The organism is Collinsella aerofaciens, from assembly GCF_040915545.1.
Lineage (GTDB): Bacteria > Actinomycetota > Coriobacteriia > Coriobacteriales > Coriobacteriaceae > Collinsella > Collinsella aerofaciens_BE.
The window spans coordinates 1-23,039 of the sequence record NZ_JBCPDH010000011.1 but is presented as its reverse complement, the minus strand read 5'-3'; the positions used below and the strand labels follow the sequence as shown (position 1 = coordinate 23,039).

Annotated in this window: 14 protein-coding genes; 3 read left to right on the top strand and 11 right to left on the bottom strand. The window is 60.9% G+C overall.

Translation table 11 applies throughout. The features are described from left to right. Positions 1-13: 13 nt before the first annotated feature. On the bottom strand, positions 14-1,387 hold the full coding sequence (locus AB5202_RS05165) for a hemolysin family protein (protein WP_055285343.1): 1,374 nt from the start codon (positions 1,385-1,387) through the stop codon (positions 14-16). A 110-nt stretch (positions 1,388-1,497) separates the two neighbouring features. Next, positions 1,498-2,181 carry a PAQR family membrane homeostasis protein TrhA gene (gene trhA / locus AB5202_RS05160; RefSeq protein WP_172676303.1) on the bottom strand — a complete coding sequence of 228 codons (684 nt, stop codon included), beginning with the start codon at positions 2,179-2,181 and terminating at the stop codon, positions 1,498-1,500. Between the two features lie 186 nt (positions 2,182-2,367). Between trhA and AB5202_RS05155 the strand changes: the two genes are divergently transcribed. Next, positions 2,368-3,333 (top strand): alpha/beta hydrolase, encoded by a 966-nt coding sequence (locus AB5202_RS05155; protein WP_368143687.1) that lies wholly within the window; start codon positions 2,368-2,370, stop codon positions 3,331-3,333. Positions 3,334-3,497: 164 nt separating this feature from the next. Here the strand turns inward: AB5202_RS05155 and AB5202_RS05150 are convergent, their stop codons facing one another. The 8 genes from AB5202_RS05150 to AB5202_RS05115 all read right to left on the bottom strand — a co-directional run bounded on the left by AB5202_RS05150 (position 3,498) and on the right by AB5202_RS05115 (position 12,643). Continuing rightward, positions 3,498-4,703, bottom strand: a complete 1,206-nt coding sequence (locus AB5202_RS05150) for a DUF362 domain-containing protein (RefSeq protein ID WP_368143688.1) — start codon at positions 4,701-4,703, stop codon at positions 3,498-3,500. A gap of 332 nt (positions 4,704-5,035) precedes the next feature. After that, positions 5,036-5,680, bottom strand: coding sequence for a class I SAM-dependent methyltransferase (locus AB5202_RS05145; protein ID WP_368143690.1), 645 nt, complete (start codon positions 5,678-5,680; stop codon positions 5,036-5,038). A gap of 119 nt (positions 5,681-5,799) precedes the next feature. After that, positions 5,800-6,360 (bottom strand): FtsX-like permease family protein, encoded by a 561-nt coding sequence (locus AB5202_RS05140; RefSeq protein WP_368143691.1) that lies wholly within the window; start codon positions 6,358-6,360, stop codon positions 5,800-5,802. Positions 6,361-6,750: 390 nt separating this feature from the next. Further along, positions 6,751-8,466, bottom strand: coding sequence for an ABC transporter permease (locus AB5202_RS05135; protein ID WP_368143693.1), 1,716 nt, complete (start codon positions 8,464-8,466; stop codon positions 6,751-6,753). Between the two features lie 8 nt (positions 8,467-8,474). Beyond that, a complete protein-coding gene (locus tag AB5202_RS05130; protein ID WP_271731181.1) occupies positions 8,475-9,188 on the bottom strand; it encodes an ABC transporter ATP-binding protein in 714 nt (237 codons plus the stop codon). Positions 9,189-9,315: 127 nt separating this feature from the next. Beyond that, positions 9,316-10,521, bottom strand: coding sequence for an ABC transporter permease (locus AB5202_RS05125; RefSeq protein ID WP_271731179.1), 1,206 nt, complete (start codon positions 10,519-10,521; stop codon positions 9,316-9,318). Next, entirely contained in the window at positions 10,508-11,695 is a 1,188-nt protein-coding gene (locus AB5202_RS05120; protein WP_368143694.1) for an ABC transporter permease, read from the bottom strand. The genes AB5202_RS05125 and AB5202_RS05120 overlap by 14 nt, the downstream gene beginning before the upstream one ends. A gap of 9 nt (positions 11,696-11,704) precedes the next feature. After that, entirely contained in the window at positions 11,705-12,643 is a 939-nt protein-coding gene (locus AB5202_RS05115; RefSeq protein ID WP_152067463.1) for an ABC transporter ATP-binding protein, read from the bottom strand. Between the two features lie 199 nt (positions 12,644-12,842). On the opposite strand from AB5202_RS05115, the gene AB5202_RS05110 reads away from it, so the two are divergent. Further along, positions 12,843-13,988, top strand: a complete 1,146-nt coding sequence (locus AB5202_RS05110) for a sensor histidine kinase (RefSeq protein WP_368143695.1) — start codon at positions 12,843-12,845, stop codon at positions 13,986-13,988. Beyond that, the gene (locus AB5202_RS05105) at positions 13,985-14,614 is read left to right on the top strand and encodes a response regulator (RefSeq protein ID WP_148332880.1); all 630 of its coding nucleotides are present in this window, start codon (positions 13,985-13,987) and stop codon (positions 14,612-14,614) included. Before AB5202_RS05110 ends, AB5202_RS05105 begins: the two co-directional genes overlap by 4 nt. 577 nt (positions 14,615-15,191) lie before the next feature. On the opposite strand, the gene AB5202_RS05100 is transcribed toward AB5202_RS05105, so the two are convergent. Continuing rightward, positions 15,192-22,565 (bottom strand): Spy0128 family protein, encoded by a 7,374-nt coding sequence (locus AB5202_RS05100; protein WP_368143696.1) that lies wholly within the window; start codon positions 22,563-22,565, stop codon positions 15,192-15,194. Positions 22,566-23,039 lie beyond the last annotated feature (474 nt).

The window sequence follows — 23,039 nt, the reverse complement described above, 5'->3', positions numbered from 1 at the left end:
ACTCTTCCTTGTCCTACTCGTCGCCGTCGTGCGGATTCGCGGAACCCGCACCCGACGTCGTCGGCTCGTCTACCGAAGACTCGGAATCCTTCTTATCGGTTTCGGCCGGAGCGATCACGCGAATGAGCGAGATGCGCTGGCCACGCATCGACTGCACTTTAAACTTGTACCCCGCAACCTCAAACACCTCTCCGATGTCGGGCACCGAGTCGCAAAGCTCCAAAATCCAGCCGGCGATGGTCTCATAATCATCGCTTTCCTCAAGCGGCCAACCAAGCTCAATCGCGTCATCGCACGAAAAACGCCCATCAACGAGCCACTCGCGGCGCGAAAGGCGCGTGAGATACTTGTTGTCGGGGTCGAACTCGTCCTCGATCTCGCCGACGATCTCCTCGACGATGTCCTCGATAGTGATAATGCCGGCCGTGCCGCCGTACTCGTCCACGACCACCACGATCTGGTCGTGCGAGGTCTGCATCTCGGACAGCAGCGGCAGGATGTCCTTGGTGTCGGGCACAAAGGTGGCGTCGCGCAAAAAGCCGGCGATGGGCTGGTCGCCTTTGCCGTCGAGCGCGGGCTGAATCAGGTCCTTGATGTGCGCGATGCCGGCGACGTTGTCGGGATCCTCGTGATAGACGGGGATGCGGCTAAAGCCGGTCTGGCGCATGGTGGACAGCACGTCGGCGACCGTCTCGTCGTCCTCGCACATGGTGGTGTCCACGCGCGGCACCATGACCTCGCGGGCAACGGTGTCGCCCAGGTCGAAGATCTCGTGGATCATGCGCTTTTCCTCGTCGAGCAGGTCGTCCTGCTCCGAGACCATGTACTTGATCTCTTCTTCCGAGACGTTCTGGCGGTCGTCGGCACTCTTGATGCGCAGGATACGGGCCAGGCCATCGGAGCAAGCACCAGTTAGCCACACGAGCGGACGGGCGATCTTTTGGAAAAACGACAACGGCCCCACAACCTGCTTGGACACGCCTTCGGCGTTGGCCAGGCCGATGCGCTTGGGGACGAGCTCGCCGATCACGATGGACACGAAGGCGACCGCGACGGTGATGATGACCGGCGCCAGGCCGCGTGCGATGGCGGAGAGCGGCGCGATGCCAAAGCTCATGAGCCACGTGGCGAGCGGGTCGGACAGACTCGTCGAGGCGACGGCGGACGAGGCGAAGCCCACGAGCGTGATGGCGACCTGGATGGTGGCGAGCAGCTGGTCGGAGTCGGCAGCCAGCTTAATGGCACGCTCGGCGCGCTTGTCGCCTTCCTCGGCCTCGTGCTCCAACACGGCGCGCTTGGCCGTGGTGAGCGCCATCTCGGACATAGAGAAGTAGCCGTTGATGAGGGTCAAAACGAGGGTGGTGATAAGGGAGATGGTTATGTCCATCGGGAGTTTCTCGAACCTCCAAGATTCGGGACGTCAGGTTAAAACGTTGATGGCGGATACGGCAATTGCACCGGCGCCCAAACGAGAACGCGGGCGCGCAGGCATGGTCGCTAGATTACGAAGAGGATCACCGCCATGAACTGGAAGATGCTGCCGGCGAGCACCCACAGGTGAAACACGCTGTGCAGATAGCGCACGTTTTTGGCGATATAGAACGGCACGCCCGCGGTGTAGCACACGCCGCCGACGGCGAGCAGGGCAAGTGCCACGGGGTTGAGCAGCGCCACAAGTTCAGGCAGCTTAAAGACAACGAGCCAGCCCATCAGCAGGTAGACCAGGCCGCTTACCCAATGCGGCTGGCGCTCGCGTAGGAAGCACTCGAGGGCGATGCCGATGATGGCGATGGCCCATACGGCAAAGAACAGCACAGCGCCGCCGTCGTTTGCGAGCGTGATGAGGCAAAACGGCGTATAGCTGCCGGCTATGAGCAGGTAGATGCAGCTGTGGTCGATGATGCGAAACACGCGCTTGGCGCGCGCGGGCTGAATCGCGTGGTAGAGCGTGGAGGCTAGGTATTCGAGGATAATGCTGACGCCATAGACAATCGCCGCGGCCATATGGGCCGGGCCTCCGCCGCGCAGGGCGGCGAATACGATCAGGAGCACCAGGCCCGCGATACCCAGCAGGCAGCCGACACCATGGGTGACGGAGTTCATGATCTCCTCCCCCACTGTGTAGTGTGGAACGGCCGCGGTCTTGGGTCGCGGCTTAGAACTGTCGCTCGAATCGGACATGCCGGTTACATCCTCCAACGTAAAGAGTTCTCAACACTATATCAAAGCGTCTAGGTACGTGCGAAATTTGCACCATACGTGACCCTTTGTTTACCCATTCTTTGCCTGTTGACTCATCAACGGCGAACGTCCATAATGCGCTTGCATTAAATGTTGATGTATTAACATCTTATAGGAAAGCTTCTTATGTCTCAAAACGCACGTTCCCATCGAAAGCTCAAGATAGCCGGCATCGTTGCACTGGTGGCTGTCGTTGCGCTGCTCGGATTTGCCGGCAACTTTCTGTTTGACTTCGCGCTGAATCCCCGCGCGCCATACACCATGAAGATGATGCAGGATGGCAAAGACGACAAAAAAGGTGAGCAGCCGGATGCCGAGGAAACCGAGGCGCGGGCGTGGTTTAAAGAGAATCGCGAGAGCAGCAGCCTCACCGCGAACGACGGGACCGAGCTTGCCGCCTGGTATTTTGCTGCGTCGGAGAGCACGCACGACTACGCCGTCTGCCTGCATGGATATACCAACGAGCCCATCGGTATGGCCCGATACGTCAAGCGATTCCACGACCGCGGCATGAACGTACTCGCACCCGCCGCACGCGCCCACGAGCGCTCCGGCGGCGACTATATCGGCATGGGCTGGCCCGAGCGCCTCGACATCGTCGCATGGATCGAGCGAATCGTTCAGGCTGACCCCAAGGCGCGCATCCTGGTCTTTGGCGAATCCATGGGTGCGGCAACCGCCATGAACGTCGCGGGGAAACCTCTGCCCGCAAACGTGAAATGCATTATCGAGGACTGCGGTTATACGAGTGTTTGGGACGAGTTTTCTCTGCAGCTCAAGAACGTGTTCGGCTTGCCCAGCTTTCCCTTGCTCGATGTAGCAAACTTGGTATGCAACGTGCGCGCGGGCTACGACTTTCATAAGGCGAGCAGCGTGGAGCAACTCAAACACGCGACGGTTCCCATGCTGTTTATCCACGGCGACCAGGACACTTTTGTGCCGTACGATATGCTCGACCAAAACTACGACGCGTGCGCCAGCAAGGTCAAGCAAAAGCTCACCATCCATGGCGCCACCCACGCCAAGAGCGCGCAGGTCGACCCCGAACTCTACTGGAACACGGTCGACAACTTCCTCGACGAGTATTTTTAGGCAAAAAGCAACGTCTGGGGTTTTGTTGCCAAAAAACGGTTTGTGGTCGGCGGGATTCGATTTTTCGCCGCACTTCCAAAAAGCCGCCCGTGAGCGCTGTGCTCACGGGCGGCTTTTGCTCAACTAACGCTACAAAGGCGCTTATTTTGTCCAATAGCTAGGCGCTACTTGACCTCGATGAGCTCATACTCGCTCGTGCCCAGGCCAATCTTCTCGGCGTGCGCGATGCACACGCGCCAGTCGGTGTCGGGATGCGTGATGCAGAAGGGATCCTTGGCCTGCTCGCCCTCCAGATGCTCGTGGTTGTGCTCCATCTTGGCCGCGCTATCGGTGAGCTCGGTGTTGGGCAGCGGCTCGGATGCCATGACGGCATCGGCGCAGGCCTGGTCAATGGCGACCGGGTCGAAGCTCGCGAACATGCCGATATCGTTGACGATAGGCGTGTCGTTTTCGGGATGGCAATCGCAGTTGGGGCTGATATCCATAGCCAGCGAAATGTGGAAGCTGGGACGATCCTGGACAACGGCCTTGGTGTACTCGGCGATCTTACAGTTGAGCACGTCGGCCGCGGCTTCATAGCCGGGCTTGATGGCGTCCTGGTTGCACACGCCGATGCAGCGGCCGCAGCCCACGCAGCGATCGTGGTCGATAGCGGCCACGTGCACCGTGCGAGTAGCGCCGCCGGCAAGCTCGCGCTCGCGGGTGCCATCGAACGAGATAGCGTTGTGCGCGCAGATCTTTTCGCAGGCATGGCAGCCAACGCAGTGCTCGGTCGCGACGTTCGGCTTGCCGGCGGCATGCTGCTCCATCTTGCCGGCACGGCTGCCGCCTCCCATGCCCAGGTTCTTCATGGCGCCGCCAAAACCGGCCTGCTCATGACCCTTAAAGTGGGTGAGGCTAATCACGATATCGGCGTCCATGAGCGCCTGACCGATCTTGGCCTCGTGCACATACTCGCCGCCCTCAACCGGGACGAGCGCCTCGTCGGTGCCCTTGAGGCCGTCGGCGATGATGATCTGGCAACCCGTGGCATACGGGGTAAAGCCGTTCTGGTAGGCGGTGTCGATGTGCTCGAGCGCGTTTTTGCGGCTACCGACATAGAGCGTATTGCAGTCGGTGAGGAAGGGCTTGCCGCCCAGCTCCTTCACGACGTCCGCGACGGCGCGGGCGTAGTTGGGGCGCAAAAAGCTCAGGTTGCCCAACTCGCCAAAGTGAATCTTGATAGCGACGAACTTGTTCTCAAAGTCGATCTGCTCAATTCCGGCGTGACGGATGAGGCGCTTGAGTTTGTCGAGCTGGCTCTCGCGAGCATGCGTGCGCAGGTTGGTGAAGTACACCTTAGCGGGTGCTGCGGGTGCAGTTGCGGTCATAGATATATCCCCTCGGTCTATATGGCGTTACAGACATAAGAGGATGGTACCAGTTAAAGCAGAGTTAAAGTCAAGTACGGCACCCAGTCATTGGGGACAGACTTAAATGACTGAAACCACTCATTGGGGACGGACTTAAAACCACTCATTGGGGACGGACTTAAATGAGTGCCTCGCCACCTGGCAGCTAGGGGCGCGCCGTCACGTTTGTGGCGGCGCGCCTTGGTTTGGCGGCGCGTTCTAGCGTGGCCATAATCTGGTTTGATGGCGTGCCCTGGTGTGGCGGCGTTGACGGCGTGCCCTGGCGTGACGGAGCGTCCTGGCGCGGACCGCTAGCCCTTTCGCGCGACCAGATGCGCGCGGAATCCCTTCTGTGCCTCGAGCTTGAGCGGGGTGAGCCCGAATTCCTCGACGAGCGCGCGTAGCTCGGACAGCTTGAGGATGCGCACGTCGCCATGGCCCAAGAGGCGTGCCAGCGGTAGCTCGATGTTGTTCATGAGCCAGACCGCGACATCGTTCGAGGTGTAGTCGCGAAGGACCAGTCGCCCGCCGGGCCGAAGGACGCGTGCCACCTCGGCGAAAAACCTCTCCGGATGCGGGTAGTGGTGGAAGCTGTTGGAGCAGAGCACGGCGTCGAAGCTCCGGGGCTCGAAGGGCAGTGCCTCCGCGTCTCCGACGACAAAGCTGACGTTATCGAGCTGCTTTGCCCGAGCGACGTCGATCATCCCGGGTGTGAGGTCGAGTCCAGTCAAGTGCTTGCTGGGGTACCGGGCGTGGAGCAGTTCTAGGACGGCTCCGGTTCCACAGCCCACGTCGAGCGCGTCCTCGAACGGTTCGAGCTCAAGCTCCTCGAGCATTTGCGGATAGTCGTCCTTGCACATCTCGTAAATGCCGGCATGGCCGGATTCGTAGACCTTTGCCGCCTCGGTGAACTCCTTGATGGAGAGCTGCTTGAGCTCCTCTGCCGATCTTGCCATGGGTCTCCTTCTGTTCGGGGAAGTCTGACGTTGCGCGCGTTTGCCCACGTCGGGCCTGGCGGGCAAATAACGCGAGGGCACCCTTCCTTCGGTTCGTGCCCCCGCGTGCGGGCGGTTCTCTATTCCTGGATCTTCAGCGCCTCGGAGAGGCTCACGCGCTTGATGGAGCGCGTGTGCAGCAGCGCCACGACCAGGTAGGTCGCAAAGCCGATTCCTGCGCACGCCACCATGGACCAAGCGGGCACGTAGATCTCGATATTGCCGTTATAGGCGAGCAGCATCGAGCGGAAGATGGCCGTTAGCGAGCCAATAATGACCGGCAGGCTCAGCACGAGTGACGCTGCCACGCACAACGTGATCGAGCGGATGTACAGATGCGAAATCTCGCTATCGCGATAGCCAAAGACTTTCATGTAGCTGATCGAACGGGCGCTGTGGTCGATCACAGCCTTGGTCAGCAGGTACATAAACAGCAAGAAGATGAACACCGCAAGCCCAACCATCATGCCGATCATTTTGCTCATCATGCCGATGAACTGGTCGCCCACGGCGCGCATGTCGTCGGGCGTGGTATCGCCGGCAAAGTAGCGCGCGTCGAGGTCGAGCTTCTCATCGCTCACATAGCCGTTAAAGTAGGCCGCATCGTTGTCAAACAGCTCGTTAAAGTCTTCGATACTCATATAGACATTCATATCCGACTTAGAGCCCCAAACGCAGTCCTTGCCCACGTACTCAAAGGAATAATTCTCGCCCTCGTACTTGTCGCGAAGCTTAACCTTCTGGCCCTCGCTCCAGCCAAACTTGTCGAGTAAGCCACCGCCAAAGACGACGCGTCCGTCGCCGACGTCCAGCCCTTTCCAGTAGCGCGAATCGGGCGAGATGCCGTAGACAGAAATCGTCTCCTCGCCATTACCATCGCCGCGGTCGTATTGCAGCTGGTAAACGGCATATTTCTCGGCCTGCGCGATTGCGCCCGCGCCGTTGTCAATCGTGTTGACCGGGTGAATGTCGTCGTTGTCGGTGTCGATCTTAGAGGCCTTGTCAATCAGGTCGATAGCCTCGTCGCGGTTTCAGCCGAGGATATCGGCAAGGTCATCGAGGCGCGCATAAAGCGCATCCTTCTTGTCCTGAACCTTGGCGAGCGCGTCCTGCGCCGCGGCCAAGCTCTCGGCAGACGGAGCGCTGGTCGCGGCATCGGCTGCCGCCTGCGCCGCATCGGCCGCGTCGTCAAGCTCGTCATCGGCATCCTGAGCGGCGGAAAGCAGCGCGCCGTCAACCGACTGCAAGCGCTCGAGTGCCGACCACTGCTCGCGCTCCTCGGCAGTACCCTCGAGCTCCAGCGGCGCCTTGAGCGTGTACTGGTGTTCGGCGACCAGGCTTGTCTCGAGGTTGTCCGCATAGTGCGTCATCGTGGGCAAAATCGCCAGGCCAAAGAGCAGCAGCAGCGACGCAAACGCAATGCCCACGAAGAGCGTGGCGAAGTTGCCCAGGTTGCGCAGGAAGATACGCAGGCGGAAGCGGGAAACAAAACCCATGCGCTCCGGCAGCTGCAAGCCGCGCTTGGTGCCCGATTTGCCGCTCGCCTCGTGACGAAGGAACTGCAACGGCGTCTTGCCCATCTTGCGAAGCAGGCCCACCAGCGTGATGAGGATGAGCGCGGCGGCGGGAACCACGGCGCACTTCACAAAGATCTCCCAGCTCCAGTACACCTGGAAGGGCGGCAGGCTATACGAACCGTAATAGAGGCTGCGCATGGGCTCGGTAAAGAACACAACGCCGAGCGCAGTGCCCAAAAGCGCCGCGACCACGCCCACGATAGCGGGAAGCGCAAGGTAGTGCAGCACGATCTCGCGTCGAAGATAGTCGCTGGCGAGCAGCGTGCCGATGATGGCGCTCTCCTCCTCGATGGTGGCGTCGGTAAGGACCACAAAGACGAACGCCATGATCACGATGATGATGTCGAGCAGCGTCATCCACATCATGGAGTCGCCGTCTACGTCGTCGCGCGCATAGCCAATGCCCTGGTTGGAATCGGCGTCGATGAGGTCATCCACGCGCGCATCGGCGTCGGTCAGCGCCTCGACCATATCCTGCTCCGCATCGATGCGATCCGCGGTGGGGAGGTCGCGATCGGCAAAGGTAAAGGAGTAGGTGTAGGCGGGCGCGCCGCCGGCATCCTCGAGCGCGGCAAAGCCGGCATCGGTGACCTCGGCCACGCCGTACGTGATGGTGTTCACCGTAAAGTCCGAATTGTTGAGGAACAGCGCCTGGCTATCGGGCTGGGTCATGATGCCGCAGATGGTGTAGGTGCGGCCCTCGAGCTCGACCTTATCGCCCACGGCGAGGCCGTTGTTGGTGGCAAAGACACGGTCGATTGCCACCTCATCGTCCGTTTTGGGCTCCTTGCCCTCACAGTAGGACGCGATATCGACCTTGGTGCGGTGCGCATAGGTGCGCAGCGTGCGCTTGGTGCCGTCGTCGCCGGACACCTTTTTGATGATGGCGTCGATGGAGAAATTCTTGTAGAGCGTGACGCCGCCGACGTCGCCGGCTGCATCCTCGGCGGCCTTGAGTTGATCGTCGGTAGCCTCGAAGGAGGTGGTCACGCGGCCGTCCTCAATCGCGTACGCATCGCGCATGTCATCGATAAGGCAGCCGATGGAATGCGCTGCGAGCAAAAATCCCGAGGTGAGAGCGGTGCTTCCGCACATAAGCAAAAAGATGCCCAGGTATTTGCCGATATTGCGGCGCAGCTCGCGCGGGAGACGTTTTGCGAGAGGTGTCATGGCGCCGCCTACCAATCGAGCTCGGCGGCCGCAACGGGCGACTCGTTGAGCTCATCCTCGACGATGTGCCCGTCGCGCAGGCGCAGCACGCGATTGGCCATGTGCGCGATGGCGGCATTGTGGGTGACAATGATGATGGTGCAGCCGTAGGTGCGGTTGACATCCTCCATGAGCTGCAGGATTTCCTTGGACGTCTTGTAGTCAAGCGCGCCGGTGGGCTCGTCGCACAGCAGCAGGCCCGGGTTTTTGACGAGCGCACGGCCGATGGCACAGCGCTGCTGCTGGCCGCCCGAGACCTGGCGCGGGAACTTGTTGCGGTGCTCGTAGAGGCCCAGCGAACGCAGCAGGTCGTCGACATTGAGCGGGTTTTTGGACAGGTGCGCCGTGACCTCGATGTTCTCCTTGATGGTGAGATCGGGCACCAGGTTGTAGAACTGGAAGACAAAACCCAGCTCACGGCGGCGATACTCGCCCAGGTCGGTAGGCTTGAGCACCGTGAGGTCGCAGCCGTCCACCATGATGGAGCCGCCGTCGGCATCCTCCAGGCCGCCGATCAGGTTAAGAAACGTCGACTTGCCCGAACCCGAAGGCCCCAGCATGACGCAGATCTCTCCGCGGTTGATGGACGTGTCGATGCCGTCGAGCACCGTCAGGCGTGCATCTCCATCGCCGTAGTGCTTCTTGAGCCCCTTGACCTGGACGTAGGCTTGCTTCGTCGCCATGCTATCCCCCATTGTTAGCCTATTGCTACTTTATGAGCGTAATAGTAAACCATGGCGAACTATTTTGGAGCGAGGCTCGGGATTTATTTCAGACTGGTCATTGGGGACGCTCTAAATGACTAGGTGGCTAGGCGCGGGATTTGGCGCGTGCGAGGGCCAGACCTACGGCGGCAATGGCGGCGGCGAAGAGCACCGTGACGCCCAGATCGCAGGCGATGTCGCTCAGCACGGCAGACGTCAGATCCGAGGCAAGTGCCTTGCTGATCGCATCGTTCACCCAATATGTCGGCACAAAGTGCGCCACGGTCTGCACGGCCGAGCCCATGAGCGACAGCGGCATCCAAGCGCCGCCCAAAAACGTCATGAGCATGCCGAGCAGGTTGCCCACACCGTTGAGCAGCTCCTCACGCGCACCCAGGCTCGAAAGGGCAAAGCCAACGGCCAGCGGCGTGCACGCCAGGGCAAACGTCGCTGCCAGCGCCAGGCACACACGGCCCACGCCGACCTCGGCGACCGCGCCGGCAAAGCCCACAACGCCCATCATGCTCGACACAAACCAGATGCAGACGGTGAGCACGGCGGCGGCCGCAAACACAGCAAGCGAGCGCTGGCGCTCGGAGACCGGGCCGGCCTCCATGCGGCGCACACGCTCGGGCTCGTTCATGCCCGAGAACACCAGTCCCACCGACACGATGACCGACGAGATGATCGCGTACGCGCCAAAGTTGAAATACGACTCGAGCGTGGCGGCAGCCGTCGAGTCGACCTTGACCTGCTCGATCTGGACCTCCGCGCGCTTTGCAGCGGCATGCTCGGCGGCCTTGGCAACATCGCCGTTAGAAGCAGCGGGCTCAAGCGCCGCCGCAGCGCCCGCGAGCGAGATCCAGCGCGAGGCCTCGGCAGACGAAAGCGCCGCCGCCATGGTGCCGGAACCGTAGGTCACGTCGAGCTTGGGCAGGGCCTCCCTCGCGCGGGCAGCCGCGACCAGGTCGTCCTCGAACCCCTCCGGGATAAAGAACACGCAGTCGGCGCTGCCCTTGGCACTATTGCTCTTGGAGAGCGCGTCCGCGAGGTCGTAGGTGTCGTCGCCGACGCCCGTGACCAGCTCAAAGCGCGAACCCAGATGTTTGGTAAGCGCACGCGAAAGATCGCTGTCGTCGCGATCGATCACGATCACGTTGGTGTCGTAGGGCTTGTACTCGGTGAGCTGCGACGAGTTCCAGCTCACCGATGCCGCGATGAATACGCCCATGAGCGAAATGAACACCGTGTAGATAAGCAGATAGAGCGGGTGTGCGAGCGCCATGCGAAGCGCGGTCTTAAAGGTGCTCATAGCGGCTCCTTCCAAAGATCAGCGTAGCGGCGGCGACAAACACCAGCGTCATGAGGACCAGCGCGCCGGCGCGAACGACAAAGGGGCCCAAGTCCTCAAAGAAATACAGGCGGTTGAACATGTCGCAGACAAGCTTGACGGGGTTGAGCCAACACTCGGCCGGGCAGGCGCGGGCGACGTCGTCGGCAAGCGCCATCGCCGGCTCGCCGTAGAGGCCGGCGAACAGGGCGCACGTGGTGGCAAAGCCCGTGAGGATGCCCGACTTGGACGCCTTGCCGCCCTTAACGGGAAGCGTGCCCACAAAGAGCCCCAAGCCCGTGGCGGCAAGCGCGGAAGCGGCGGCGCCCACCAAACACAGCCCCTCGCGCCCGCCAAAGTCGACGCCCACGACTAGGCGCACGTAGCCGATCGCGATCACCATCGAAGCAAAGGAGACCAGCCACGAGCCGACAAAAATGCCGGCCAGCGACGCCGTCTTGGAAAGGCCGCCCACGCAGCGGCGCGCGCCAAGGCCCGACAGATTGGGCTGCAGGTCGACAACGCTCAAGGCGGCAAACTCGGCAGACATCATCGCGACCAGGCCAAAAAGCGCGTAATAGTAGATGACCGTGCCGCCGGGCGTGGTGCGCGTAAGGCTCACGCGACGGGTGCCGCCCTCGAGCGACAGGGCGCGCGCAACCGCCTCGGGGTCGGCGAGTGCCGCCGGGTTGTCCTGGGCAATCTGGGACATGAGCTCGGCATTTTGTGTATACGAGCTTGCCACCGTCTCCAGGATGCTGCGATCGGTGAGCACCGATGATGCGCGCGAGCTGTCGTAGCTCGATAGCAGCGTGAGCTTGGGTGCGCCTGCGTCGTCGACCGTATAGATGCCCGCGACCTCGCCGGCCTTAAGCGCACGGTTCGCATCGGCTGCGTCGTCGCACTCGTGGATCTCGAGCAGCTGATTGTCGCTCTCCTTGGCAAGCGACGTCGCCACGTCCTTAAAGGTCGAGGCGTCCCAGGCCTCGTCCGCTATGACGGCAACCGGTACCGGGTCGACCGTGCCGTCGGAGCTCAGATTCGCAAACATAAACATGAACATCGTGGAAAGTGCGATGGGAAAGAGAGCGCCCCAGACCCACGTGCTCGGCCGGCGCAGCAGCGTCTTGACCGTAGTGATGATGGTGTTGAACATGACTGCCCCCTAGTCGCGCAGCTCGCGGCCGGTGATCTCGAGGAACACGTCGTTGAGGGTCGGCGGCTCGCTCCACACGCGGCCGAGCGCCACATCGGCGGCGCGCAGCGTGTCGAGAATGTCGACCAAATTGTGCGGGCTCGCTTCGCAGGTGCAGACGAGCTCGCCGCCGGACAGCTCAACCGAAAGCACGTGCTCGAGGGCGCGCAGCCGCTCGACCGTGGCGGTCTCGACGGCGCCGACCTCGACAGTCACGCGCTCGCCCATTTGAATCATGCGTTTGAGCTCGTCATTGGTGCCCTGCGCCAGCACACGTCCGCCGTCCATGATCATGATGCGGCTGCAAATCTGCTCGACTTCCTCCATGTAATGGCTGGTATACACCACCGTGGCGCCCTCGTCGCGCAAGCGGCAGATGCCCTCCAGGATGGCGTTGCGACTCTGCGGGTCGACTGCCACCGTAGGCTCGTCAAAGAAGATGAGCTCGGGCTTGTGCGCAATGCCGCAGGCAATGTTGAGGCGACGCGCCAGGCCGCCCGAGAGCTTGCCGGGGCGAAACTTGGTAAAGTCGCCCAAGCCCACAAAGTCGATCGCCTCGTCCACCAGCGCGCGGCGGCGCTTGCGGTCGTTAACGTAGAGGCTACAGAAATAGTCGATGTTCTCGCGCACGGTAAGCTCGTCAAACACCGCAACTTGCTGCGGGACCACGCCGATGCGGCGCTTGAGGTCGTAGCGGGCGGGCGTCATGGGCTCGCCGAACAGCTCGATGGTGCCCTTGTCGTAGGCGAGCAGCTGCAGGATGCAGTTGATGGACGTGGTCTTGCCCGAGCCGTTGGGGCCCAGCAGGCCAAAGATCTCGCCGGGGGCGATGCTCAGGTTAAAGTGGTCGAGCGCGATAAGATCGTCGTAGCGCTTGACGAGGTTTTCGACGTGGACGATGTCTGTCATGAGGCGGCCCTTCTGTTGCTTGCGGCCCGGTACGATTGCATCATCGCAGGAGCGGACGGCGCGCACCAGTGAGCTTTGTCACGAGTGCGGGGGCTCGGTCGCGTGGCCCGCTGACGCGACCGCCCCACCGTGCGGGAGGAATGTCACGGTTGCGCTAGGCGGCCCCTCCACCACGCGCAGCTTCGCGTACAATACCCGTATGAACAGGCTATTCGACAAATCGATCGTGCTGGCGTGCTGTATCGCAGCCGCCACGGGCCTTGCTGTGGACGCTCGTCTGGTTGCGGCGTTTTGCCTTGGCGTTATTGCCACCTCACTGGCCGAGGTCGCACAGGGAAACCGCGCCCGCCGTGTGAGTGAGGCCGCGAGCTACGCCTGCATCATCGCGGCCGTCTTCGTGCCGCCGTTTGTGCCGTTTGCGCCTCTCGCCTTCTATGACATCGCGCGGCGCGTGCGCCGTGAGCACGCCTGGGTCGCGCTGGGCATTGGCTCCGCTTTTGCCTTTGCGCTCGTCGCGGACCTTCGCGCCGATGCGCTTACCGCACGAACGCTCCTGCTGACCGCCATCCTTTCGGTTGCCGCCACCTTGCTATCGCTACGTACCGCCCAACTGGAGCGCGAGCAACAGCGCATGCGCCGTACCCGCGACGAGCTACAAGAACGAGCCCTCGCGCTCGAAGCGCGCAACCGCGACCTCGCCGACCGCCAGGACTACGAAGTCGAGCTCGCGACGCTCGCCGAACGCGCCCGCATCGCGCGCGAGATCCACGATAACGTCGGGCACCAGCTCACGCGCGCCTCACTGCAGGCCGAAGCCCTACGCGTGGTCCACGCCGACGAGCCTGGCGTCGCCGCCGATTTCGCCGACGTTAAACGCACGGTTGACGAGGCGCTCCAGCTTGTGCGCGCCAGCGTCCACGCGCTCAACGACAACGCCGTCGACCTTTCCGTGCAGCTCGAACGCATTGTCGAAGGCACACGCTCGGACGGCGGCCCGCAGATTGAGCTTGAAGTTATGGCCGAACATGCGCCCGCAAACGTCGCCAACTGCTTTGCAGCGGTCCTGCGCGAAGCGCTCTCCAATACCATACGCCACGCTTGCGCCCAGACCGTCACCGTACGGTGCATGGAGCATCCGTCGTTTTACCAGCTCATTGTTACCGACGATGGCGTGGGTGAGGTCCAAGCAAGCGGCCGCGGCACCGCGGAGGGCATGGGGCTCGCCTCCATGCGCGAGCGCATCGAGACGCTTGGCGGCACCTTCACCGCCGGCCCGCGTGCCGGCGCCGGCGGCTGGCGTGTGTTTGCCACCGTTCCCAAACAGCAAGGAGATGAGGGCCGATGAGGCTCATCGTTGTCGACGACGACCGCTTGGTGGTCGATTCGCTCAAGATTATCTTGGGCGCCCAGCCGCAGATCGAAGTGGTGGGCACCGGTGCCAACGGCAACGATGCGGTGGCGCTCTACGCCGAGCACGCACCCGATATTGCGCTGCTCGACATCCAGATGCCGGGACGCGACGGCCTTTCGGCCGCGCGCGAGATCCTTGAGCACGACCCTGCGGCGCGCGTGGTGTTTCTGACGACGTTCTCGGATGACGAGTACATTGTGTCGGCGCTCAAGCTGGGCGCCCGCGGCTACCTGATCAAGACCGATGTCGCTGCCATTCCGCCGGCGTTGGCGCAGGTCATGGACGGCAAACGCGTGCTCGAGGGCAAGGCGATCGAAGATATCAACTTTGATGGGGCGGACGTCGAGGCCGGCGCGACCCGCCGGCCCGCCGCCTTTGCCGGCCTGACCGACCGCGAGTTCGAAGTCGCCGAGCTCATCGCCCGCGGCCTCGACAACAAGGAGATCGCTGCCACCGCCTATATGGGCGAAGGCACCGTGCGCAACCACATCAGCTCGATCCTAGCCAAAATGGGGCTACGCAACCGCACCCAAATCGCCATCGCCTATCTGCGAGGCTAGCCGCTGGCTGCCGCCAATTTGATGCCATTTCAAAACTATGCCGGTTTACTACGATGAACCGCATATCTCCGACCACGGCAAATTGCGCACTTACAAAACCGCAGGTAGAACACTTGCGATATTTGCAAAAATGCGGGTGTGGTCAGGAATCTCGGATTCATCGTAGTAAACCGGCATAGTTTTGTTCGGGCGGCCCTGCACGAGTGTCTCCGCCAGCCTCGCGGGACCAAAATGAGCCGTTTTCCTCCGTCCCCAATGGATCAGCCGAAACCGCCCGCCACGAAATCGGCCCATCTACTACGTTTGACTCGATACCCCTGACCATACCTTCGTTTTGAACAAAACCGCAGGCGTTCTACCTGCGGTTTTGTTTTTGCGCTTTTCGGCATGGTTGGGGGTAAGGGGCTAAACGTAGTAGATGGGCCGGTTTCGTGGCGCACCCTCCTCCCCCGGCACACAAAAGCGCCGTCACGGAGGAGGGAGATACCTCCGTGACGGCCGGGGGTGGGGTGGGGGCTATGTTCTGGCTCCCCGCCGGCCGCCCGGGGCCTTTTGGCCCCGGGCGCTGCCAGCGTGCCTAGCGCTTACGGATACCCCAGACCAGGGCACCGACACCGGCCATGGCAATAACAAATGCCATGAGCAGTGCGGCGGCCTGTTGGTCACCCGTGGTGGGCAGGAAACCCTTGACCGTCTTGACGATGTTCGTCACGGTCTTGGGCGTGCCGGGGTCGGGCGTCGGCACGGGCGTCTCGGGCTTCTTGTACGTGTTGTTGAACACGATACCCTCGACGCTCTTGTCGCCCTTGGTAAAGGCAACGTTCGCCTTGAGGTTGCCCTCGCCGTCGTCGACCACGTTAACGGTCGCGGTAAAGACGGACTTGTCGTAGGTCATACCGGCCTCGTCACCCTTGACCTCGCTGATGGTGTAGACGTACGTACCGGGCTCGTCGTACTCGAGCTTGTCGAAGTTGATCTTGCCGTCGGCATCGTTGGTAACCGTAGACTCGATGTTCTCGCCAACGAGCTTAAAGCTAAACTCGTCCTTCTTGAGCTCGCGTCCCTCGAGCACCTTGACCGCGCCGATGGAAACCTGCGTGGGCATGGCGTGATACTTGTTGGTAAAGCCAGCCGACTCGGTAGTTCCCTCGAGCTTGTGCGTCGCGGTCAGCGTGCCGTCACCATTGTCGGAGACGGCGGTCACGACGGTGTAGGTCGTGCCGTCATAGGTGACGCCCTTGTACAGGCCGAGCGCGTTGGGGCAAGCCTCGCGCAGCGTGTACGTGTGCGTACCGGGTGCCTCGTAGCGGATCGGGCTCAGCGTAACGTTACCGTTGACGTCGTTGGTACCGCTAGCGACAGCCGCACCGTCCTCGAGCAGCTCAAACGTGAACTCGCCAGCTGCAAGGTCGCGGCCGGTCAGACGCTTGACCGTCTTGACCTGATCGGTCACGGACGAATCGGTAGGCGTCACGCTGTAGGTGTTGGTGAACGTGAAGGCAGCACCGTCGTCGCCTTCGCGCTTGACGCTCAGATGTCCGGCGCCGTCGTCAGTCACGGTATAGGAAACCTTGCGCGTGGCGTTGGCATCGTTGGTCACGCCAGGGGCGCTGCCGGTCTCGGTCACCGTATAGGCAAAGGTGTGCGAGCGCGGAGCGGTGGGGGCCGCAGGCTCGGACTCGTCGTTGGACTCGTCGGTGTCGGCAGCGTCGGCGTCAACCTCGGCCTCGTCGGCGTTGGCCTCGGCATCGCTCGATGCGTCGTCAGAAGCATCGGCCTTCACGCCCAGAGCGCGGTTGAGGTCCTCGAGCGTAAAGTGGATCTTGCCAAAGTCCACGTTACCGGCTGCGTCGTTGGTTACGGTCGTGCGCTCGGGCATCGGGGCACCTGCCTCGTCGGCGGTCACGGTAAAGGTGAACTTACCCGTGATGTCGGCCGGGGTCAGGCCCTCGGCAACCTGGAGCTTCTTAGTACCGGTGAGCGCGGCATCCACGGCGTCGGCGCCGTAGACGTTCTCGAACAAGGGCTCGACGCCGCCGTAGTCGACCGTCGCCGTCAGGGTACCGTCACCGTTGTCGACGACGATAACCTTAAAGCCAAAGCTCCACGTTGTAGCGGAAACGCCATTCGGCAGCCCGAATAAATCTTCGTAGGCCGTGTAGTTAATGGTCCAGGCAAGCTTACCGTCCTTATCGGTACGATGGGCAAGCCCAGCAGCCTCAAGATTAGCAAGCATCTTAGTGTCGTAGTGCAGCGTATCAAAGCTCACGTGCCCGCCGATATTGGGCTTGAGGTTTTCGTATGCCACAAGCTCACCCTGATAGGCGATGCCGAACCAGAACTCGCCGTCGGCCATCGGGCGGCCGGTCAGAGTCTTGGTGGCAACGACCTGAGCGGCGGTGCCGCCAGGCGTGTTGGTCGTAGCGCTGTAACTGTTGTGGAACGGCACCAGGGCCTTCTCGACCTTGTTCTCGCCACTCTTGTGGACCGTCTCATGCGTGCCCTCGGGACCGCCGGAAACGGTCGTCGTAGCAGTGAGCGTGCCGGCGGTGTCGTCGGCGATGGCGATCGTCACCGTGCGCACGGCGTCGTCGTAGGTGTAACCGGGCTGGCCGTCGTTCTTCTCGGCCACGGTGTACATAAAGGTCTTGCCGGCGTCAGCCTGCGTAAATATAACCTCATGACCAGCCAGAATGTCGATCAGTCCGACCGTTGCCTCTGCCGCTGCGGGGGACTTGAAGCTATTAGCCCCGGGCAGCAGACCGAGCGCGCGAGCCGAAGCGTCGTCAGCAGGTGTCACGGTAAAGGTGAACTGACCCTCGGTCATGGGGCGGCCATCCAGATACTTGCTGAGCCACAGACCGCCGGCAGCGGTGTAGTTAAGCTCAGTGCGGTACGTGTTGGTAAAGCGTCCGTTTTCCTTCTTGGTGACGTTGGCGGTCAGGCTGCCATCGCCGTTCTCGGTCACGGTCACTTCGGCGGTTGCGACATGCGCGTCATACGTCAAGCCGACCGTGCTGCCCGCGTTCTCGCGAATCTCGTACTTATAGGTTCCGGCGGCAGCGTAGTGAATCTTGCCGAACTTGATGGCGGCAATGCCGTCCTTCGCGTCCTTCTTGCTCACGGTTACGGTTGCGGGATCGGGCAGTGGGGCGTCTTCGGGGGCGGTGATGGTAAAGCTGAACTCGTCCCCATCCGTCCAGTCGCGGCCGCTGATGACCTTGCCCAGGTCAAAGTCGAGCTCCGCATCGAGCGGGGCCACGCTGTAGGTGTTCTTGAAAGTCGCAGCCGTGGCGTCCTTCAGGACATGCTCGGCCTTGAGGGCGCCGTCGCCGTTGTCCGTGATGGTGGTCTCGATGGTGTACTTGGCGTCACTGTAGGTGATGCCCTTGCTGGTGGTTCCGCCCTTGATCTCGCGCAGCGTGTAGGCGTGCTTGCCGGCCTCGGTGTACTTCACGGCGTTCATCGTGATCTTGCCATCGGCGGCATTGGTGCCGGTGGCGACGACCTTGGCGTCCTCGTCCTCGCCCTCGACGAGCTCGAAGGAGAACTCGCCGTCCTTGAGGTCGCGGCCGGTCAGGGACTTGGTCGCGGTGATCTGGTCGGTGACGCTGAACTCACCAGGATTCGGCTTGTAGCTGTTGCTGAACTTCGCCTCGCCGTCGCCCTTCAGGACATGCTTCGCCTCGAGCGTGCCGTCGCCCTTGTCGGTGATGGTGGTCTCGATGGTGTAGGTCTTGCCATCGTAGGTGATGCCGTTGCCGGCGTCGCCCTTGACCTCGCGCAGCGTGTAGGCGTGCTCGCCGGCAGCGGTGTACTCGATGGGGCTCATCTTGATCTTGCCGCGGGCATCGTTCTTGCCGGTGGCAACAACATCGTTGCCCTCGACGAGCTCGAAGGAGAACTCGCCTTCCTTGAGATCGCGCCCGGTCAGGACCTTGGTCGCCGTGATCTGATCAGTAACACTGAAGCTCTTGGGGGTTACGGTGTAGGCGTTCTCGAAGGTCGCCTTGTCAACATTCTGCAGCTTGTGCTCCACGCTGAGGGTGCCATCGTTGTTATCCTTGACGGTGGTCACAATAGTGTACTCAGCGGTGCTGTAAGTAATGCCATTTTCGGTGGTGCCAGCCTTGGTCTCGCGCAGTATGTAGGTGTGCTCGCCAGCCGCAGTGTAGGTGACAGGATCCATTACGATCTTGCCGTCGGCATTGTTGGTACCGGTGGCGACCACGTTATTGCCCTCGACGAGCTCGAAACGGAACTCGCCAGCCTTGAGGTCGCGCCCGTCCAGGACCTTGTCCGCGGTGATCAGGTCGGTGACGCTGGAGCTCTTGGGGGTCACGTTGTAGGAGTTCTTGAACTCGGCAACCTTGACGTCCTTCAGAACATGCGTGGCACTGAGCGTACCGTCGCCGTTATCGGTGATGGTCGTCACGATGGTGAACTTGGCATCACTGTAGGTGACGCCCTTGCTGGTGGTTCCGCCGTTAACCTCGCGCAGCGTGTAGGTGTGCGTTCCAGCCTTGTCGTACTTCACGGGGCTCATCGTAATCGTGCCGTCGGCGGCGTTCTTGCCGGTGGCAACGACCTTGGCGTCCTTGCCCTCGCCCTCGACGAGCTCGAAGGAGAACTCGCCCTCAGTCATGTCGCGCCCGGTCAGGACCTTGGTCGCCGTGATCCGATCCTCGACAGGCTTCACGTTATAGGCATTGGTGAACGTAAATGCCACATCGCCGTCTGGCTTGTGGGATACGCTCAGATTACCCTTGCCGTCATCGGTCACGGTGTAGGAAACCTTGCGCGTGGCGTTGGCGTCGTTGGTCACGCCAGCAACCTTACCGGACTCGGTCACGGTGTAGGTAAAGGTGTGCTCGCGCTTCTCGCGCTTCTCGCCCAGAGCCTTGTTAAGGTCGTCGAGCGTAAAGGCGATCTTGCCAAAGTCGACCTTGCCCTTGGCATCATTGGTCACGCTCGCGTTCGCGGGCATGGGTGCGCCCTCTTCACCGGTCACGGTAAAGGTGAACTTGCCGGCAATGTCAGCCGGGGTCAGGCCATCAGGAACCTGCAGATTCTTCTTGCCCACAAGCGATACCTCGACAGGCGCGGCAGTGTAGGAGTTCACAAACTCGTTGCCGGCGTCGCCGTAGACAGCCGTCGCCGTCAGGGTACCATCGCCGTTGTCGGCAACGGTCACACATGCGTCAATTGCCGCCGTGGTAGCGCTCACGCCCGCAGGCAGCTCGCCGGTCTGCTCGGCAGCAATGTAATGAATAGTCCACGTGGGCTTATCTGCGCTGGCGTCAAACAACGCCTTGTCTTCCTCGACAAGCTTGACAAGCGCCTTGGTCGTGTACGTCAGCGGACCGAACTCAACCTTGCCACTCTTGTTGGTTGCGTTCAGCAGGACCTCGTCGTGCCCCGCGTAGCTCAACGTAAACTTGAATTCACCGTCGGCCATCAGGCGCCCCGTGAGTGTCTTGGTAGCCTCAAGAGTCAGCGGGGTTTCCGTCTTGGCGCTATAGGTGTTCGTGAACTTAGTCTCACCCGAGGTCTTTTCAACGTCAGCCTTAAGCTCGCCCTTGGCGTTAACCGTCACAGTCACCTTGAACGTGACAACGTTCTTGCTGTAGGTAATGCCACCGGCGTCGCCCTTGACCTCGCGGACCTCATAGGTGTACTCGCCCGGCTCGACATAAGTAATCTTGCCAAAGTTAATGGCTGCCTTGCCCTTGTCGAGATCGGCATTGGTCACAGTTACGGTCGCGGGGTCGGGCATCGGGGCATTGTTGTCGGACGTCGCGGAGAGCTCAAACTCAAACGCATCCGTATCCGCCCACTTGCGGCCCTCGAGCACCTTGGTCAGACCAAAGTCAGTCTTGGTATCCACCGTTGTCGGCTTGGTTGCAAGGCTAAAGATAATCTTGCCGTTGTTGCCCAGGTGCGAATGCACGTGCGTGGAAGTCGCAACGGAGGAAAGGTCATTCCACCTGGGGTTAAGCACGTCGCGCGCGGTCTCGGTCTTGTTGCCGTTCGCCTCCACATCGTCCTTGGTGGTATGCAGCTGGTCGATATAGGCCAAGCGCGCGGTTCCCTTATTAAAGGACCAATAGCCGTCATCTTTGACCAGAGCGCCGTCGTAGTTGGCGATCTCGTGCCCCTCAAACTCCACAACGGCATAGTCGTCCTTCGGCTTGTCGTTTGCGCCCATCGCCACAAACTCGTCCTTGTAGTAATAGACGTCGTTGCCCTGCGGCTTTACCGTCGCGCGCTGGGTGCATTCCTTGTCCGTGTAGATAGGCGTGATTTTTTGGAAGTAATAGTAGCTGTTGGTATCGGCGGGCTCAAACTCGGCGACAACATCGCCCAGCTCGCCGCCCGACCACTTGTTGGCCAGGAAGTAGACCGTCTGGTTGTCGGCGTCCTTGTGGTCATCGATATACTTCTTGAGCACCTTATCGGGCGTAAACAGGTTGTTGCGTGCTTCGTCCTTGACGCTCGAGGTGTATTTAATCTGAATAGGCTTGATGTCATTGAGCGACGTGCGCTCAAAGATCCCGTTTTCCATGTCCACGTGATAGCGGATCAGCGGAATCAGCGATGCGGGGATCTTAACCGTCACGATATCGCCCTGCTGCGCATTGGCAGAGCGCTCGACGGTGATGGCCAGGTCCTTGGCCACGCCCGAAAACTCGTACGTGTCCGTATTGCCCTTGGTTGTCTTGGTCACTTCATCAAAGGGGACGCCATTAATCTGAGCGCTGACAAACGTATCGACCTGCATAAAGTCGCCCAGCTCATCACTGAAGGTGATGTAGCCGGACTTGCTCTCGTCGTAACCATCCTCGATCTGAGTGGGAGAGCCCTTGCCCGAGGTGATAGAGCTCGAGATATCATCAAACACCTTCTTGAGCTCATCGGCATTCGACGCAGCCTTGTAGAAATCGGAATTCTCGGTGCGCTTACCAAGCTCATTGGTTGTGTAGGACGTGGCGTTTGGATAGTTGCTCGACACGGCGTGCATGAACTTGTTTTCGTCGCTCGTCCAGTAGTTCGTAGGCTCGTCAGCGGGATTCGCATCATCAAAAATGCCGATGGTGTAGACCGTAGCGCCTTTCCCCTTCATTTTCTTGGCGGCGACTATGGCATTATTGGCAACCGTAGGGTTAAAGTTCCTGACGTCTGTGGGCGTGCCGTCCGTAAAGAACACAACTACCTTCTGGGCATCCTCGCGGCCCGACATGTCGCGAGCAAGTTCAAGGCCGTAATCAGCCCGCGTGGCACCGGCAGGCTCGATGTAGCCGACCGTATTCTTAAGTTCCGTCGCAGCGCTATCAACACACGGCGTCAGGCTCTTCATGGTCTGCGAGTAGTTGTGCGTGTATCCCTGACGATCGCGATACGTATCGTTGCCGATCTCGTTTTTCTTTGCACCCGAAAACTTAACGATGGCAACCTGATGCCGCTTATTCGTATCTTTAATGCTCTTGTTTTGCTCGGCGATGGTGTCGATAAAGGAACTGGCAGCTGCCTTGAGTGCGTCGATGCGTTTGGTCGAATCGCTGTCACCCATGTCATTATCCATCGACCCGGAGGCATCAAGCACCATCACGATATCGAGCGGTTTAGTGACCAGCGACGTTGTGTCAGAAGTCGAAGACATCGTGGAGAGCGTCGTCACAAAGTCGGACTTTTCGTCCTGCGCTGGCTCGACCGTCTTGTCCGTCCAGATTCGGCCTACATAACGTGTCGTCAGGTCCTGCTCGCCGCCCGACGCCCAGTACTGCCAGCGGCCGGTGGTGTCAGGGTCGACTATCTTTCCGCTCACCGTCGGTCCGTCCATTCCGGTGCTGGACCTGGCGTTGGCCTCGGGCAGCATGGCAAATGCCGCAGCCGGCAACACCAGCACTACGGCCAGTATCACCGCCAAGAGACCCCTCGTGTACTTACTCATCGCGTCTCCCTTCTCGCGGTCTCAGACCTTGCAACAGCCTAAAGTTACGAAATGAGACACAATTTGGGCAGGTGACACATGTTCCAGATTCTGTTTTGGGCGTGAGACAAATGTCTCACCAAAGTTGAGACACGGCGTTTTCGCAGGAAAACGGGTGCGACTCAAAAGTCGTGAGCGCGCACAGCGGCAAACGGCGCTATGTGGGGCCTTGCGGGAGCAAAATGATCCGTTTTCCTCCGTCCCCGGGGAATCAGCTGGCGATGCCCGCCACGAAACTGGCCCATCTACTACGTTTGACCCGATACCCCTGACCATACCCACGTTTTACTAAAAACCGCAGGCGTTCTACCTGCTGTTTTGTTTTTGCGTTGTTCGCCATGGTTAAGGGCAGCGGCTTAAACGTAGTAGATGGGCCCATTTCGTGGCAAACGGGTCACGCGGCAGCTCTCGCAAGGCCAAAATGATTCGTTTCCC